At 53.4% G+C, this 16299-nt stretch carries 13 protein-coding genes and 2 tRNA genes; 6 read left to right on the top strand and 9 right to left on the bottom strand.

Features of this window, described 5'->3' with window-relative positions; translation table 11 throughout:
- Window positions 1–2 precede the first annotated feature (2 nt).
- From ACTCIA_RS04770 to alaC, 4 genes are read right to left on the bottom strand one after another with little or no spacing between them, the layout of a single operon-like run.
- On the bottom strand, window positions 3–332 hold the full coding sequence (locus ACTCIA_RS04770; RefSeq protein WP_463000655.1) for a DUF167 domain-containing protein: 330 nt from the start codon (window positions 330–332) through the stop codon (window positions 3–5).
- A gap of 20 nt (window positions 333–352) precedes the next feature.
- Window positions 353–970 (bottom strand): bifunctional phosphoserine phosphatase/homoserine phosphotransferase ThrH, encoded by a 618-nt coding sequence (gene thrH, locus ACTCIA_RS04765; RefSeq protein ID WP_463000654.1) that lies wholly within the window; start codon window positions 968–970, stop codon window positions 353–355.
- Window positions 971–984: 14 nt separating this feature from the next.
- Window positions 985–2316 carry a homoserine dehydrogenase gene (locus tag ACTCIA_RS04760; protein WP_463000653.1) on the bottom strand — a complete coding sequence of 444 codons (1332 nt, stop codon included), beginning with the start codon at window positions 2314–2316 and terminating at the stop codon, window positions 985–987.
- Window positions 2317–2335: 19 nt separating this feature from the next.
- On the bottom strand, window positions 2336–3502 hold the full coding sequence (gene alaC, locus ACTCIA_RS04755) for an alanine transaminase (protein WP_463000652.1): 1167 nt from the start codon (window positions 3500–3502) through the stop codon (window positions 2336–2338).
- A 481-nt stretch (window positions 3503–3983) separates the two neighbouring features.
- Between alaC and purM the strand changes: the two genes are divergently transcribed.
- Window positions 3984–5045 (top strand): phosphoribosylformylglycinamidine cyclo-ligase, encoded by a 1062-nt coding sequence (gene purM, locus ACTCIA_RS04750; RefSeq protein ID WP_463000651.1) that lies wholly within the window; start codon window positions 3984–3986, stop codon window positions 5043–5045.
- Between the two features lie 256 nt (window positions 5046–5301).
- The gene (gene tsaD / locus ACTCIA_RS04745; protein WP_463000650.1) at window positions 5302–6306 is read left to right on the top strand and encodes a tRNA (adenosine(37)-N6)-threonylcarbamoyltransferase complex transferase subunit TsaD; all 1005 of its coding nucleotides are present in this window, start codon (window positions 5302–5304) and stop codon (window positions 6304–6306) included.
- On the opposite strand, the gene mltG is transcribed toward tsaD, so the two are convergent.
- Window positions 6296–7306, bottom strand: coding sequence for an endolytic transglycosylase MltG (mltG, locus tag ACTCIA_RS04740; protein WP_463000649.1), 1011 nt, complete (start codon window positions 7304–7306; stop codon window positions 6296–6298). The genes tsaD and mltG overlap by 11 nt on opposite strands.
- Window positions 7307–7332: 26 nt before the next feature.
- Here mltG and ACTCIA_RS04735 point away from each other — a divergent pair, with 26 nt between their 5' ends.
- Window positions 7333–8499 carry a radical SAM protein gene (locus tag ACTCIA_RS04735; protein WP_463000648.1) on the top strand — a complete coding sequence of 389 codons (1167 nt, stop codon included), beginning with the start codon at window positions 7333–7335 and terminating at the stop codon, window positions 8497–8499.
- Window positions 8499–9638 carry a radical SAM family heme chaperone HemW gene (gene hemW / locus ACTCIA_RS04730; RefSeq protein ID WP_463000647.1) on the top strand — a complete coding sequence of 380 codons (1140 nt, stop codon included), beginning with the start codon at window positions 8499–8501 and terminating at the stop codon, window positions 9636–9638. Before ACTCIA_RS04735 ends, hemW begins: the two co-directional genes overlap by 1 nt.
- Before the next feature lie 35 nt (window positions 9639–9673).
- Here the strand turns inward: hemW and selB are convergent, their stop codons facing one another.
- Window positions 9674–11596, bottom strand: a complete 1923-nt coding sequence (gene selB, locus ACTCIA_RS04725; RefSeq protein WP_463000646.1) for a selenocysteine-specific translation elongation factor — start codon at window positions 11594–11596, stop codon at window positions 9674–9676.
- Between the two features lie 14 nt (window positions 11597–11610).
- Window positions 11611–11787 (bottom strand): hypothetical protein, encoded by a 177-nt coding sequence (locus tag ACTCIA_RS04720; protein ID WP_463000645.1) that lies wholly within the window; start codon window positions 11785–11787, stop codon window positions 11611–11613.
- A 166-nt stretch (window positions 11788–11953) separates the two neighbouring features.
- On the opposite strand from ACTCIA_RS04720, the gene ACTCIA_RS04715 reads away from it, so the two are divergent.
- Both ACTCIA_RS04715 and ACTCIA_RS04710 read left to right on the top strand, forming a co-directional pair.
- Window positions 11954–12029: transfer RNA gene (locus ACTCIA_RS04715), tRNA-His, on the top strand.
- A 20-nt stretch (window positions 12030–12049) separates the two neighbouring features.
- Window positions 12050–12126 (top strand) — tRNA-Arg (locus ACTCIA_RS04710).
- A gap of 91 nt (window positions 12127–12217) precedes the next feature.
- Here the strand turns inward: ACTCIA_RS04710 and ACTCIA_RS04705 are convergent.
- Window positions 12218–14230, bottom strand: a complete 2013-nt coding sequence (locus ACTCIA_RS04705; protein WP_463000644.1) for a PAS domain-containing hybrid sensor histidine kinase/response regulator — start codon at window positions 14228–14230, stop codon at window positions 12218–12220.
- Between the two features lie 173 nt (window positions 14231–14403).
- Window positions 14404–15402 (bottom strand): NAD-dependent epimerase/dehydratase family protein, encoded by a 999-nt coding sequence (locus ACTCIA_RS04700; protein WP_463000643.1) that lies wholly within the window; start codon window positions 15400–15402, stop codon window positions 14404–14406.
- Window positions 15403–16299 lie beyond the last annotated feature (897 nt).

Genomic DNA, 16299 nt, shown 5'->3' with positions numbered 1-16299 from the left:
TGTCAAGCATCTTTTTTACCAGCCAGGGCACAAATCTTTTTTTGGATCTGATCGGCCCTTTTGGCGCGGGTCTTGTCATTTGCCAGGTGGACCCGGATTTTCTTGGAACGGCTGCCTGCCCCGGAAATGATTTCCAGATCCGATTTGGCAACATTTAGCTGTTTTGCCAGAAATTTGATGCACGCGCGGTTGGCCTCCCCGTCCACGGGCGGGGCGGTCAGGCGGATTTTTACCGCATCCTCACGCACTCCGGCGATCTGGTTGCCTGCGGACCGGGGCTGGATGTGCACCTTGAATACAAGGTCTTGTCCGTTTACCTGAAAATAAAGCATTTTGGCCGGTGCCGGGTCTTTTAATAATGGCAGGAAGAAACCGCCTGCCGGATCAGGGCTGCGAGTTCATCGTATTCGTATGCCACGGCAATTTGGGGAAACTCCCGGACCACGTTTTCCGGGGGGCGGAACAAAAAGGCATTGTCTGCGGTTTGCAGCATGCTGATATCATTGTAGGAATCGCCAAATGCAATGACCCGGTAATTCAGATCCTGCAGGGCCCGGGTGGTCTTTTTCTTGCCGTTTTCCTGGCGCAGTTCATAGCCGGTGATCCGGCCGGTGTCAGCGACCTGCAGGCAGTTGCAAAACAGGGTGGGGCGCCTGAGCTTTTCCATCAAAGGACCGGCAAACTCCAGAAACGTATCGGATACAATAATAATCTGGTGCTCGGCCCGGATTGCGTCCAGAAACTCCAGGGCTCCGGGCAGCGGTTCGATTTCCGCGATCACCGCCTGGATGTCGGTTAATGTCAGGCCGTGGGCATCGAGTATGGAAAGACGTTTGTCCATTAACACGTTATAGTCGGAAATATCCCGGGTGGTGAGCCGGAGTTCTTCAATGCCGGTTTTTTCCGCCACATTGATCCAGATCTCCGGCACAAAAACCCCTTCCAGGTCAGAACAGAGCATGTGCTGCATGAATCTATTATCCTTCACGATTGCTGTTGGGCTTTTTCTTCCTCGGGCGCCTCTATGCGAATGAGAACCGGCGGATGGGGGATGACTTCCAGTTTGGTAATTTGATCCAGGGCTTTTTTGACCTGGGCTTCGCGTGCCAGATGGGTCAGGATATATAAGGGTACAGCACCGTTTAGTTTGCGTTCGGTCTGGCGAACCGACTTGATGGAAATATCGTGCTCGCCGAGTATGCCCGCGATTTTGGCCAGCACCCCCGGCTGGTCCATGGCTGAAAACCGGAAATAATAATGGGTGAAAATTTCATCCATGGGCTTGACGGTTATTTTTCGGATTTGCTCCATTCGGAAGGAAAGCGCGGGCACACGCATGGCCCCGCCGGCCACAATGCTGCGGGAAATGTCGACCACATCGCTGATCACGGCGCTGGCAGTGGGCATCATCCCGGCGCCGTGGCCGTATAAAATCATGTCGCCCACCGCATCGCCGGAAACAGTTACCGCGTTCATGGTGCCGCTGACATTGGAGAGCATGTCGTCAAGGGGAATCATGGTGGGATGCACACGGGCCTCCACGCTTTGGCCGTCAAACTTGGTGATGGCCAGCAATTTGATGGCGTATCCGCACTGGGCCGCAAATTCGATGTCCATGGGGGTGATTTCCGAGATTCCCTCAATGTGGATATCATCGTAGTTAATCTCCATGCCGAAGGCAATGGCCGATAAAATGGCCAGTTTGTGCGCGGTGTCAAAACCGTCCACGTCCAAAGACGAATTGGCCTCGGCATAGCCTTCAGCCTTGGCAAGGTCCAGGGCCTGCTCAAAGGACATGCCTTCCCGGGTGATCTTTGTGAGAATGTAATTGCAGGTACCGTTTAAAATCCCGGTGACCGCCTGGATGCGGTTTCCCACCAATGATTCCCGGATGGTTTTAATAATGGGCATGCACCCGCCTACACTGGCCTCGTATGCCAGGGCCACGCCTTTTTCCGCAGCCAGCCGGAAAAGCTGGTTTCCATGGGAGGCCAGCAGGGCCTTGTTGGCGGTCACCACGTGCTTGCCGTTTTCAATGCTCCGGGAAATGAGCTGCCGCGCAATGTCCATGCCGCCGATCATTTCCAGAACAATGTCGATTTCCGGGTCATCAACGACTTCATAGGGATCTGTTGTTAAAACACCCGGGCCAAAGTTTATGCCGCGGTCCCTTTCAATGTCGAGATCCGCGCCTTTTTTGAAAACCAGCTCAGCGCCCAGCCGGGCGCTGAGCACGTCGCTGTTTTCGACAAGCAGCCGGGCGATGCCGGTGCCCACGGTTCCGAGTCCGAGAATTCCAATATGAATCTGCTTCATGTTTTTCACCAACCTGCTTCTAAAGGGCCTTTTTAATGCCCCGGACTGCCTGTTTGATGCGCATGTTGTTTTCAATCAAGGCAAAGCGGACGTATTCATCACCGTATTCGCCGAATCCCACCCCGGGTGAGACCGCCACCCGGGCCTCCCGGATCAGTTTTTTGGAAAATTCCAGGGACCCCATTTTCCGGAAGGGTTCGGGAATCCGGCCCCAGACAAACATGGTGGCCTTTGGCGGCGGAATTTCCCAGCCGGCCCGGGCAAGGCCCTGAATCAGGGCGTCTCTGCGGGACTTGTAGATATCACAGGTTTCGGTCACGCACTCCTGGGGACCGTTTAGGGCGATGATGCTGGCGATCTGGATGGGCTGGAAAATCCCGTAATCCAGATAGCTTTTGATGCGTTTTAATGCAGCAACCACTTCCTGGTTGCCCACACAAAAACCCACCCGCCAGCCGGGCATGTTATAGCTTTTGGAAAGGGAGAAAAACTCCACGCCCACGTCCTTGGCGCCTTTGGCCTGCAGAAAACTAGGAGGCTTGTAGCCGTCAAAGACGATATCGGCATAGGCCATGTCATGGATGACCAGTATGTCGTGCTCCTTTGCAAAATCCACGATCTTCTGGAAAAAATCGAGATCCACGGTTTCAGTGGTGGGATTGTGCGGAAAGCACAGCACCATGACCTTGGGCTTGGGCCAGGTGTGCTTGGTTGCAGTCATCAGATTTTCGAAAAAATCCGTGTCCGGCCCCAGGGGCACGTAGCGCACATCCGCCCCGGAGATAATGGCTGAATAGGGATGGATGGGATATGTGGGGTTGGGGGAAAACACCACGTCACCGGGCCCGACTGTGACCAGCATCAGGTGAGAGATTCCCTCTTTTGCCCCGATGGTGGCAATGGCTTCTGTCTCGTAGTCGATATCAACGTCATACCGGCGTTTATACCAGTCCGCGATGGCCATTCGCAGCTTTTTAATGCCCATTGATGCGGAATAACGATGATTGTGGGGCTTCTGGGCGGCTTCCACGAGTTTGTCCACAATATGGTCGGGCGTTCCGAGATCCGGATTGCCCATGCCCAAATCCACGATATCTTCACCCGCATGCCGCAGTTCCATTTTCAGTTCGTTGACAGCGGCAAAAACATACGGCGGCAGACGGTTTAATCTGGCAAATGGTTTCATGTTCACCTCGTTTGTGATACCCGTTGTGTAAAGGACGATGTTGTGTTTGAATACACCACATGGCACGGGTTGTCAAAAATTTTGTTTTGACTTTTATTTGCATTTCAGATATCAAGTCATATTTTTTAAGTTGTCGGCCGCACTTTTCTGAAATGTTTTCAGCAACCCCGTAAACGTCAAATTTTGATTGGCCTGTAAAAAGTCTTTTTTATAGGCAGTGTTAAGTTTTAAGTGATTAAGTGTTAAGTAAAATCAATAAGTTGTCTCTTTAGTGGTTGGCGGTGATATCCGTTTTAGGACTTTTTACGGCACCATCAATTTTTATTTTACGGCGCCATTTGAAATCAGACTTTTTACAGTTTTTGGAAAATTTTCTGCGGATTTTTGCGGAAAGTTTTGTTTCGTGCTGACCGCGGGGCAGCGGAATGTCTTTTTTTTAAGAACCCACCGAAATCCAAAAAGGATACAGGGATAATACAAGATGTCAAGTTCTAAGGGATCTTCCACCTATGCCGCCGCAGGTGTGAATATCGAAAAGGCAAACGAGTTTGTGGATGCAGTCAAGAAAATCGCCTCACAAACCCCGCGAACCGGTGTGATGGGGGAAATCGGCGGTTTTGGCGGGCTTTATTCGCTGAAAACCGGCGATTATCAGAACCCGGTCCTGGTCAGTTCCACCGACGGCGTGGGCACCAAACTCAAGATCGCCTTTATGATGGGCAAGCATGACACCGTTGGCATTGACCTGGTGGCCATGTGCGTCAACGATGTGGTGGTCCAGGGGGCCAAACCTTTGTTTTTTTTGGATTACCTGGCAATGGGCAGCCTTGATGTCAATGTTGGAAAACAGATCGTCGAAGGCGTTGCCGAGGGTTGCCGCCAGGCGCAGTGCGCCCTGATTGCCGGGGAAACAGCCGAAATGCCGGGCATTTATCGGGAAAACGAATATGACCTGGCCGGGTTTGCCGTGGGCGTGGTGGACAATGACAGGATCATTGACGGCTCAGAAATCCGGGGCGGTCATAAACTGGTGGGCTTTGCTTCATCCGGGCTTCACAGCAACGGCTACTCCCTGGTGCGAAAGATCTGTTTTGATACGCTGAACTTAAAGATTGACGATTACGTGCCGGAGCTGGGAAAAACCCTTGGCGAGGAGCTGCTGACACCTACGCGGATTTATACGGAAACCCTGCTGCGCCTGCTAAAGGATCTGCCCATCCACGGACTGGCGCATATCACCGGCGGCGGTATTGCTGAAAACCTGCTGCGCGTGATTCCCTCGGCATGCAGCCTGGTGCTTCACAAGGATTCCTGGGAAGTGCCGCCTGTTTTTAAGTTTCTCCAGGATGCCGGGCGCGTGGATGACGCCGAGATGCTGCAGACGTTTAACAACGGGCTGGGCATGGTGGCGGTTGTCCCCGCCAAAGCCGCCCAGGAAGTGGTGGACCGGCTCGCAGCCATGAATGAAAAGGCCTGGATCATCGGCGAAGTTGTACAGCGCCGCAAATCCGACAAGGAACGGTTCCGGTGGGCTTCGGCCTAGTCTGCGTCCGAAAACCCGGAAGCGCATAACGCATACAGCAAGGCCGGGAATGCCGGAATCAACCGGCACCCGGCCTTTTTGTTATTCTCTGCCACAATTTATACGGCGCCATCAAAAAATCCTAAAACGGATATAACCGCCAACCAATAAAGAAATAATTTGTTGATTTTACTTAACACTTAATCACTTAAAACTTAACACTGCCTGTAAAAAAAGCTTTTTACAGGCGAATCAATATTGCAGACCTGTTTTCCTCATGAAAATACTCGGAATAGAAACCTCCTGTGATGAAACCGCGGCCGCAGTGGTAAAAGACGGCATTGAAATATGTTCCTCAGTGGTGGCCTCCCAGGTAAAGCTCCATCATCGCTTCGGCGGGGTGGTGCCGGAGCTGGCCTCGCGCAAGCACATCGAAGCCATTGCCCCGGTGGTGGATCAGGCCCTGGATGAAGCCGGGGCCGGGCCTGGAGATATTGACGCGGTGGCCGTCACCCAGGGTCCCGGCCTGGTGGGAGCGCTGCTGGTGGGTTTCTGTTTTGGCCGGGCCTGGGCCTATGCCCGCAATATTCCATGGGTGGGCGTCAATCATCTGGAAGGGCATTTAAATTCCTTATTTTTTTGCCGGCCCGCCCCGAAATTTCCGTTTGCGGCCCTGCTGGCCTCGGGCGGCCATACCAGCATCTATCTGGTGCATTCCCATACGCGGTCCGAATGCCTGGGCCAGACCCGGGATGATGCCGCAGGCGAGGCCTTTGACAAGGTGGCCAAGATGCTGGATCTGGGATATCCCGGCGGTGCGGTGATCTCTGATCTGGCAGCCAAAGGGAATCCGGAAAAATACCGTTTTCCACGGGCCTATCTGGACAGGGATGCCTTTGATTTCAGCTTTTCCGGTATTAAAAGCGCGGTTAAGCGCCACCTTGAAACCCATGAAAACTGGCAGGATCACCTGGCAGACATTGCCGCGGGATTTGAGGCGGCAGTGGTGGATGTAATGGCAGACAAGCTGATCCTGGCGGCCAAAACCCACGGCTGCGGCCATGCCGCCATCGTGGGCGGGGTGGCGGCAAACGCGTGTTTGCGGCAAAAGGCTGCGGATCGGGCCGCAGATAACGGGATAAAACTGTTTGTGCCGGATCTGGCATTGTGCGGGGACAACGCGGCCATGATTGCGGCTGCGGGTGGTCATTTGCTGGCAGCGCAAAGCGTTTGCGGCCGGCTCGATGATGATGTGTATTCCCGGGTCAGGTTTATCGGTTAAGCTGGTATTTGCGAACTGCCCGGTTGTGTTCTTTCAATGTGGTGGAAAAATAATGACTGTTTTTTGAATCCGCCACAAAATAAAGATACGGGGTGTCTGCCGGGTAAAGGGCGGCATGAAGCGAGGCTTGCCCGGGGTTTGCAATGGGACCCGGGGGCAGCCCTTTGCGTTTGTATGTGTTGTAGGCAGTGGGCGTTCTTAAGTGTTTTCGGGTCAGGTTTCCGTCAAAGTCTTCAATGCCGTAGATTACCGTTGGGTCGCTGTCTAAGCGCATCCCCCTTTCCAGCCGGTTGTGAAATACTGAGGATACGGTTTTTCGTTCTTCAGGTGCACCGGTCTCCTTTTCAATAATGGAGGCCAGGGTGACGATTTCGTGGACCGAAAAGCCCAGTTCGTCGGCCCGCTGCTTCCATTGATCCGAAAAAACGCTGTTAAACCGCCGAACCATAGCCCGCACAATGGTTTCTGCGGACACGGGCTTTTCAAAATGATAGGTTTCCGGAAACAGGTAGCCTTCCGTGGTTTTTGCGGAAAGGCCCATTTGCCGTGCCAGGTCAGGGTCTGTGGCTGCCCTGGTGAATTCGGATTTTTCACACAGCCCGGCATCGGCCACCCTTTGGGCGGTTTCAGGGATGGTCAGGCCCTCGGGAAGGGTCAGCCGGTGCAGATGCACCCTGCCTTCGCCCAATTGTTGGAGGATCCGGCTTGGGCTCATGGAACCCGGGATACGGTATTCCCCGGCCTTGATTCGGGTGGTGGCTTTTTGGTAAACTGCAAGAATCCGGAATTTTGTGGGATGCTTGATAAGTCCCTTTTCCCGGAGCATGGCCGTGACATCTTTGAAGCTTTGCCCCGGTTTGATGACCACTTCCACGGACCGGTCAAGGGACGGGTTGACCGGCGTTTGGGCATAGCGGGCCATATGACGGGCAAACAGGCCCGCGGCAACAGATGCGGCAGCAAGAAACAGAATCAGTATGAGCAGCAGTTTTTTTTTCATGGGATTAATGCAGAGGAGAACATAAATTGAAGCGCAAATCAACCCAAAAAGAGCAATACAAGGGTTTTGAGCAGGGCCCGATCCGGCCGCCCAGCGAAGCCTACAGCCTTCTGATCCGGGTGACCCGCAATTGTCCCTGGAACAAGTGTGCGTTCTGCCCGGTCTATAAGGGAGAAAAATTTTCCCTGCGGCCGGTGCAGCACGTCAAAAAAGACATTGATGCTGTTTATGAGCACGTCCGGGCCCTGGGCAGCATGAGCGATTCCGCGGGTCAGGTTTCCCGGGCGGATCTGGATGCCTATGTTTCAAAGCTTTCCGATTCCGATCGCCAGGCTTTTTACGCGGCCCTGAACTGGTATGCCGCGGGCATGGAGTCGGTGTTTTTACAGGATGCCAACAGCATGATCATTTCCCCGGAGGAGATGATCGAAATACTGCAGCATTTGAGAACGCGGTTTCCCGGTGTGGTTCGGATCACCGCCTATGCCCGGTCCCATACAGTGGCCCGCATCGCAGATGACCGGTTAAAGGCCATAGCCAAAGCCGGATTAAACCGTTTACACATCGGCATGGAGTCGGGAAGCGATGCGGTGCTGAAAATGGTGCAAAAAGGCACCACCAAGCAGCAGCATGTCAAGGCCGGAAAAAAGGCTGTGGCCGCAGGCATTGAACTTTCCGAATACGTGATGCCCGGGCTCGGGGGCAGGGCGCTTTCCCGCAGTCATGCTCTGGAGACCGCAGACGCGCTGAATCAGATCAATCCGGATTATATCCGTTTGCGCACCCTGGCCATTCCCGGCAGCGTGCCCTTGTTTGAAGATTATCAGGCGGGCCGGTTTGAAAAATTAACCGATGTTGAGGCTGCGGAGGAAATCCTTTTGTTTCTGCAGAACCTGGAGGGCATTGCCAGCCGGGTCAGAAGCGATCATATCCTGAACTTGTTTGAAGATATTCAGGGCACCCTGCCGGAAGACAAAGAGCGGATGACAGGGGTCATCGAGGCTTTTCTGGCCATGGCCCCCCATGACAGGATGCTTTACCAGGTGGGCCGGCGGCTGGGTCAGCTGCGCAGCACAGATGATCTGGAAAACCCCGGGGTTCGGTCTCAGCTCGAGGATCTTTGTTTGAAAAACGGCATTACCCCGGATAATGTGGATGCGTTTATCAACGAGATGATGAAGCGGTTTATCTGATGGCCCCGGGCCTCTACATTCACGTGCCGTTTTGCGTGCGCAAGTGCCGGTATTGTGATTTTTACTCCATTGCTGATTTGTCGGCAATGGAGGCCTACATGGCGGCCCTGATTGCGGAAATGCAGATGCGGGGGGCTGGTTTTAAAGACGGGGTCTTTGATACGATCTACCTGGGCGGGGGCACCCCTTCGGTTCTGGGGCCCGGGCGAACAGGACGCGTGCTTGAAGCGGCAGCAAAACACTTTCACATTCTGCCCGGCGCGGAAATCACCCTTGAGGCAAACCCTGGCACCCTTGAGTCCCGGAGCCTGGCTCAATACCGGTCAGCCGGAGTCAACCGGATCAATATCGGGGTCCAGTCCTTTGATGACGCAAATCTTTCATTTCTCGGAAGGATTCATTGCGCCCGCCAGGCGGCCGATGCCCTGCGGGCTGCAGAAAAGGCCGGTTTTTCCGATATTGGAATGGATCTGATATACGGCCTGCCCGGCCAGGGCCGGGATGCCTGGCAAAGGGATCTGGAGGCGGCGGCAGGCTTTTGTCCCGCCCATATTTCCTGCTACATGCTCACCTATGAGCCGGGCACCCGTCTTGCGGCGGAAAAAGACGCCGGGCGGACCAAAGCCCTGTCAGAAGACCGTGTATCTGCCATGTTTGTGCAGGCACACGCTTTTTTTGCCGAAAAGAAATATCAGCACTACGAGATTTCCAATTTTGCAGCCTGCAGGGACAAACGCTCCCGGCACAACCAGAAATACTGGAACAATGCGTCCTATCTCGGCCTGGGCCCGTCAGCTCACTCCTACACGGAGCCGGAGCGGTTCTGGAATCACGCGGATTTGAGCCGATATATCAGGGATCTTTCCGCCGGCTGCCTGCCCACAGCGGCATCCGAGCGGCTTACAGGTTCCCAGATGATGCTTGAAGCCGTCTACCTGGGCTTGCGCCAGTCAGACGGCATTGATGTGGCAATGTTGGAAAAACGTTTCAACTGCGATTTTTGGAAGCGGTTTGGCCCCGTGATCCGCCGTTTTCAAAAAACCGGTCACATGCACACCAGCCATAACCGCTGCCGCCTGACATCCCGGGGCATGCTGTTTCTCGACAGCATTGCCGCGGAAATGGCCGGGGTGATTTGAATGAAAGCAATTGTCTGTCCGCGTGCGGGTGAGGCCTACCGGGCTGTTGCTTTTTTTCTCAGTTTGCGCACATCGCCGACCCGGATGGTGATGTTTTCGGAATCAAAGTATTCAAACAAAGGAATGGTGTATTTTCTGGATGCACCGGTCATCTCCTTGAATTCTCCGGGATTGATTTCCTGGTTTTGCTGCAGAAAATCAATGAGCCGGGCCTTTAAATCAGAAATGGCGTCGGCATGGAAAAACAGTTCTTCCTTGACCCGGATCATGCGGCCTTCGTCCACCAGGTGCATGAGCACGTTTTTGGCCTTTGCCGGATCGGTTTCCAGCGTCTGAACCAGTTCCTTGAAGTAGGGGGGCTGGAGGCCTTTTTCCGCGTATATGCCGAGAATTTTTTCCTTCAGATCGCTCTGGTCTGTCTCCAGGGTGACCTGGTGGCCGGCCAGGTGCACGCTGTCATCGTTTTGCACCACCTCGTTGGTTTTCAGCAAAAGATGGAGCATCTGGTTAAACAGCCGCGGGGTCTCGATGTCGGGCAGCTTGGAGCGAAGCTCGCCCTTGGACATGCCGGCTTTCAATGGGTGGCGCTTGTGATAGGCCGAAAGCAGTTCTGTGACATCCTTGCGAAAGGTTTCAAATACAGATTGGTGAACAAACCGGCGCTGGCTGCGCTCGGTCTGGATAATGGTCCGGTCAGAGAGCAGTTTTTTCAAAGATGTTTCCAGGGCCTTGTCTGACAGGCTGGTGAGCACCTTGAGCTCGGCAAAGGAGCGTTCCGCAAAACCGGCCATCTCAATGTGGGAGGCGATAAGCGATTGCGGATCCGTATCGCAGAGCCGCTCAATGCGCTCCATGGATTCCTTTCGGAAACGCTTGTGCTTGGGCGGTGCGGGATTTAAAACGCGGCCGCCCCCCAGGGTCCGCACGGGCGAGTAACTGCGGATGACATAGCGGTCGTCGCGCACGCAAACAACCGGTCCTTCCAGCCGCACCTGCACCAGGGCCGTTTCCCCGGGTTCGAGCACGTCCCGGTCGATTAAAACGATGTGGCAGGGCATTTGGGATGTGCCGATATGAAAGCGCACCCGCTGGCGGTTTTTCAGGGGCCGTTCATTGCTTTCCAGCAGGTGCAGTTCCACGTCAATCATGTAGGTGGGAATCAGGGTGTCGGGCCGGGCCAGCACATCTCCCCGGTTGACCGCGTACTTGTCAACACCCTGGAAATTGATGGCGGTGCGCAGGCCGGCTTCGGCGGATTCCACGGACCGGTCATGGACCTGGATGCCCCGGACCTTGGTTGTGATGCCAGACGGATAGACCATGACCTGCTCGCCCAGTTCCACCTGTCCGGAAACCAGGGTGCCGGTGACCACGGTGCCAAATCCCTTCATGGAAAAAACCCGGTCAATGGGAAGCCGGAAAATACCGGTGGCGGTTCTTTCCGGAAGGGCCACGCAGTAGCGGTCCAGGGTTTCAATAAATTGGTCAAGCCCGTCACGGGTGACAGAAGAAACCGGGACAATGGGTGAGTCTTCCAGAAATGTGTCTGCCATGAAATCGGTGACATCTTCGGTGACCAGTTCCAGCCATTCCTCGTCAACCATATCGATCTTGGTGAGCACCACGAATCCGTAGCGGATGCCCAGCAGGCTGCAGATTTCCATGTGCTCCCGGGTCTGGGGCATCACGCCTTCATCTGCGGCAATGATGACAGCCACCACGTCAATGCCTGTGGCTCCGGCAACCATGTTTTTCACAAACTTTTCATGGCCGGGCACATCCACCACACCGATATGCAGTCCGCTTGGCAGATCAATGGCGGCAAAACCGAGTTCAATGGTTATCCCCCGGCGTTTTTCTTCTTTCAGCCGGTCCGTGTCCGTGCCGGAAACCGCTTTGATCAGACTGGTTTTTCCATGGTCAATATGTCCGGCCGTGCCGAGGATGATCTGTTTCAATTTAAGGGTACCTGTTAGTCTTTGTTTCTGTTGTGTATCCATTCCAGGCCATAGGCTGCGCCCACAAGGGCCACAAACAGGCCTGCGGCAAATCCCGGCCCGGATTCCGGGAAAAACAACCGGGAGAGCACAACGGCCAGTATACCGCCGGTAACAATTCGAACAATCGCCTTTGTGGCCGGATTCACCATGACCTCCTTGTTTTTGCGTTAAAAATAAATATGTAATCAAAAACCCGTATAGGGTCAATCATTAAGTTTAGCGGGCCTTTCTTGACCGGCCGGCTCCCGGGCATGAAAAATGGCTTGCATCAGCAGTGTTTTTTTGTTAGTTGAATGGAGTTTAAAGTCAGATATGGTGAGTGTAGCTCAGTTGGCAGAGCACCAGGTTGTGGCCCTGGGGGCCGTGGGTTCAAGTCCCATCACTCACCCCATTTTATCCTCTCCCGGAAATGCGCCCGTAGCTCAGCTGGATAGAGCGCCGGACTTCGAATCCGTAGGCCGCAGGTTCGAATCCTGCCGGGCGCGCCAGCAAGTCAGCCATCTAAAATCAGACTTCCTTCCTGCAACAACAGCGGACGCGGTAAAAAGCTTTTTACGGGTGCATCAAAATTTGAAATGCTCAGGATTCATTTTTCGCCGCATCCAGCACCTTTCGAACTGTTCCGGCCATTTTGTCCCTGACCACCGGCTTTAGCAAAAATGCGTCAATTTCAGGGTTGCCGTTTTTTTTCTCAATGTGTTCGCTAAACCCGGTGCACAAAATAATGGGCATTTCAGGCCGCAGTTTCTTGAACTCCCTTGCTATCATGTCGCCGGTCATGTTCGGCATGGTCATATCCGTTATCACCAGGTCGAATTTTCCGGGTTCGGCCTTAAACGTCTGCAGCGCCTCAATACTGCTGGTGCGGGCAATGATCGTATAGCCCAGACTCGCCAGGCTTTGTTGTTCCATTTCAACAATGGGCAGTTCGTCGTCAACCAGGAGGATGCATTCCGAACCCCCCAGGAGGGATGTTTTCTTTAAATCCCCGGGCTGCGGTTTCTTTCCCCGGATAAGCGGAAAGTATACATGAAAGGTTGATCCTTTGCCCACATGGCTTTCAGCCTCAATGTATCCGTTGTGGCTTTTGACGATTCCGTGGACAATGGACAGACCCAGGCCCGTTCCCAGTCCTTTTTCCCGGGTGGTGAAATAGGGCTCGAATATGCGGTTGATGTGTTTTTCGGGTATGCCGGCACCGGTATCGCTTACTGCGATATGAGCGTAGTCCCCCGGTCTCAGACCGGGGTTTTTGTTTTGGATGCTATTGTCAAACCGGGTGGATTCAATCGATACGGTCATCGTCCCCACGCCGCTATCCATGGCATGTCTGGCGTTGGTGGCCAGGTTGACGATCATCTGGTGAACCTGGGTGGGGTCTGCATTGATCATCAGGTTATTGTCGGAAATGTTTTCCACCAGCTCAATGGACGAGGGCAGGGTGGAGCGAAGCATTTTCAGGGCCTCTTTGATCATAGAGACGAGAGAAACAGGGCGGGCGTCTTCTTCTATCGGCCGGGCAAGGGTGAGGATCTGCCGAACCAGGTCCTTGGCCCGCAGGCCGGCCTCGTTTATCCTGGCCAGGTTCTGGTGAGGCAGCGAGTCTTTTTCCAAATGATCCTTTGTAAGCTCGGCATACCCGATAACCGATGAAAGGATGTTGTTAAAATCATGGGCAATGCCGCCGGCCAGGGTGCCGATGGCTTCCATCTGATGGGCGTGGCGAAGCCGGGCCTGAAGGCGTTGTTTTTCTTTCTCGGCGATTTTGCGTTCGGTCACATCCCGGGCGATGCCCCTGTATTTCAAAGGGGTTGCCTGGTCATCTTTTACAAGGGTAAGAGAGCTTTCGATATGGCGGATCGAGCCGTCCTTTCCGATCAATTCCCAATCGATAAACCGCCAGGGCTCGCCGGTTTTGTTCACAGACATCACGGCCCGGGAGATTTTTTTCCTGTTTTTTTGATCCATGAAATTTTTGGCCGGCATTCCAATCAATTCCTCTCTGGAACAGCCAAGTATCCTGCAAAGGGCCTGGTTGCAGAACAGGATATTATGGTCCATGTCAATTTCATAAAATCCATCCTCAATGCTTTCAAGGATGTTTCGGTATCTTTGTTCGCTTTCCTGAAGGGCCTGTTCCATGTTTTTTCTTTCGGTGATATCCACCAGCATTCCCTGAATGCCGCTGATTTCGCCGTTTTGGAAAATGCCCCGGGCGTTGGACATCACCCACACATACCCGCCTTCTTTGGTCCGGTAGCGGTATTCCGTTGCCACTCCTTTACCGGAGGCGACTTTTTCAAAAAAGTCGAGCCGGTTGGGCAGGTCTTCGGGACAGACAAAGTCGATATAGCAGCGGCCGATGATTTCATCAGGCCTGTAGCCGCTGATTTTTTCCACATTGGGTGTGATGTAGGTCACCGTGGCATCGATATCAGTGATATACAGGACTTCATTGAGGTTTTCGATGAGCTGGCGATAGGTGTCCCGCTGATTTTTGAGATTTTTTACCCGTTTTTTGAGGGCATTGTTTTCTTTTTGCAGGCGCTGGGTTTGCTGCTGGGGATTTTTACAATCAGGGCTTGAATCCATCATATGCTCCGGCAGAAAGGATAAAATCAAAACAAGGATATGAATTCAAAGAAGAGTTACTACAAAATTTTATGGGTTTACAACCATAATGTTATCTTTTTTTATACACCTATTCTTTGATAAAGAGGAATGCATATATAATCGCATGGTTATGAAAAAATATATGGCAGGCCTTATAAAAGCCCCCGGCCCTGGTACCACTCTGTGGTATGAACAAGGCCTTGTCTGAGGCTGACCCGTGGCCTGAATCCCAGTTCATTTTTGGCTCGCGAAATATCCCAGCCCCGATTGGTCGTAAACCAGGACAGCCGGCGCCTGAAAATCGGGGGCTCGAAATCAAAGGGTTTGCTAGCCAGTTCCATAATGTAAGCCAGGAAGTAAATCGGCTCAATCCAGGGAAATCCATATATCCGGACATCTTTTCCCTGCACACGGCCCACCAGTTTTACCAGTTCGTTGAGGGTAACGTATCTGTCATCGCCGATTAAATAGGTTCGTCCCCGGGCCTCTGCAACATCTCCGGCCAGCAAAAAAGCATCTACCAGGTTGCCTATAAAAACCGGATGGTTGAAGGTTTTGCCCGAGCCGAGCATCAGAAATCGTCCCTTTTTGCACATCTTAAACAGCTTTAACCAGCCATGGGTGTCTCCGGGGCCGTAAATGGATGTGGGCCGGATATTGACAATATCCATTCCCGCGGCCATAAATTCATCACAAACTGTCTCGGCAGCCACCTTGGCGGCACAGTAATAGTCGATGGGGGCGATTGGGGAATCCTCGTTGCCCGGGACCAGACCCGCCGGAAGGGAGCCGTGGACTCCCTGGGTCGAGCAGTGCACAACGCGCCTTGCCCCTGATTTTTGGGCGGCTGCCAACAGCAGCCGTGTTCCTTCCACATCGATTTTTTGGAATAACGGGGGGCCCTGATGGATATCCCTAAACGCGGAGGCAAGATGAAAGATCAGCTCCTGACCGGATACGGCTTTGCTGAGTATGTCTTTATCATCCACGGATCCTTTTATGAAATGCACGCCCTGGTCTTTTAACCCGGCAGTGTCGACCGGGTCTCCATCGCTGATATCCAGAACCGTGACGTCATCGCCCCGCTGGACAAGTGCCCGCACCAGATGCAAGCCGGTAAACCCCGTCCCCCCGGTCACCAGAACCTTCATGGATTGTTCCTTTGTATTTTATCAGCCGTTGTTTTGCTGCTTTCCGTGTTTTGTAGCAAAGTATACAGGGCCTGTACGGATCTTTCATCAATTTTTTTGCATTGGATGGCGGCCAAATTGCACCGAAGCCTGCCGCGATTTTTCCAGCACAGGCCATTTCATGCCGGCTGATATACGGGGTTGCGACAATAAACATCATGTTCTGAGTATAGGTGCAGGCGCCAATATTGTCGGCTGGATCTATGAAACGGGCAACGATTGATCAATTTCTGGAGTATAGGCATATGCGCGGCCGATTATTCAGACATAATGATTCCGGCCTGATGAAGGTCCAATAAAAGCATATGTATAAAAAACAAGAGGGTTTGATTAAGCTGCATGGCCATATGGTCATCTGATGGCAGCGCGGTGGAATATATCGAAAATGTGCACCCCATGGGGGCCATTCCCCGGGAGCCATGATAGCCGCTATACGTAACAAATCCTGATTTTTCTATTAATATCAAAAAGTTGTGCGGCCGGGCAAGGTCGTACATTCAAGCGGGTGTGACTCCCGCCCCGGAAGGTTGGCCAGCCACCGGATAGCGAGTCCTTGGATCGAAGGGGGTAACCCCGGAGATTAAGCGTAGGACAGCGAGCAGGCAGGCCGTAAGCCATAAGGCTGAAGGGATTGAGCCTCGAAAGGATTAGATGGGAGAGACGACGCAGTAACTGTTGTGGAAGTCAACATGGGCCGTATCGATAATGGCAAGGTATGGTTCGTCTCCCCGGGGTCTGAGACCATGGCATGTCTGACACAGTGAATGTGCGGCAACCCGGGAGGTCCTCTGCTTTCTTGCAGCAATGCGAGTATGCCGGCCAACCGATAACAAAGGAAGAAAGGCAAAAGAGGCAGGG

This window comes from Desulfosalsimonas sp. (genome assembly GCF_055149105.1).
The sequence above is the reverse complement of the archived record's forward strand: the minus strand, read 5'-3'. Positions and strand labels throughout refer to the sequence as shown.

What these genes read in the sequence shown, in the direction of transcription:
- hemW (WP_463000647.1), top strand. Translation starts at nt 8,499, where the DNA reads ATGGCCCCGGGCCTCTACATTCACGTGCCGTTTTGCGTGCGCAAGTGC.
- purM (WP_463000651.1), top strand. Translation starts at nt 3,984, where the DNA reads ATGTCAAGTTCTAAGGGATCTTCCACCTATGCCGCCGCAGGTGTGAAT.
- ACTCIA_RS04770 (WP_463000655.1), bottom strand. Translation starts at nt 332, where the DNA reads ATGCTTTATTTTCAGGTAAACGGACAAGACCTTGTATTCAAGGTGCAC.
- ACTCIA_RS04705 (WP_463000644.1), bottom strand. Translation starts at nt 14,230, where the DNA reads ATGGATTCAAGCCCTGATTGTAAAAATCCCCAGCAGCAAACCCAGCGC.
- thrH (WP_463000654.1), bottom strand. Translation starts at nt 970, where the DNA reads ATGCAGCACATGCTCTGTTCTGACCTGGAAGGGGTTTTTGTGCCGGAG.
- mltG (WP_463000649.1), bottom strand. Translation starts at nt 7,306, where the DNA reads ATGAAAAAAAAACTGCTGCTCATACTGATTCTGTTTCTTGCTGCCGCA.
- alaC (WP_463000652.1), bottom strand. Translation starts at nt 3,502, where the DNA reads ATGAAACCATTTGCCAGATTAAACCGTCTGCCGCCGTATGTTTTTGCC.
- ACTCIA_RS04760 (WP_463000653.1), bottom strand. Translation starts at nt 2,316, where the DNA reads ATGAAGCAGATTCATATTGGAATTCTCGGACTCGGAACCGTGGGCACC.
- ACTCIA_RS04720 (WP_463000645.1), bottom strand. Translation starts at nt 11,787, where the DNA reads ATGGTGAATCCGGCCACAAAGGCGATTGTTCGAATTGTTACCGGCGGT.
- ACTCIA_RS04700 (WP_463000643.1), bottom strand. Translation starts at nt 15,402, where the DNA reads ATGAAGGTTCTGGTGACCGGGGGGACGGGGTTTACCGGCTTGCATCTG.
- tsaD (WP_463000650.1), top strand. Translation starts at nt 5,302, where the DNA reads ATGAAAATACTCGGAATAGAAACCTCCTGTGATGAAACCGCGGCCGCA.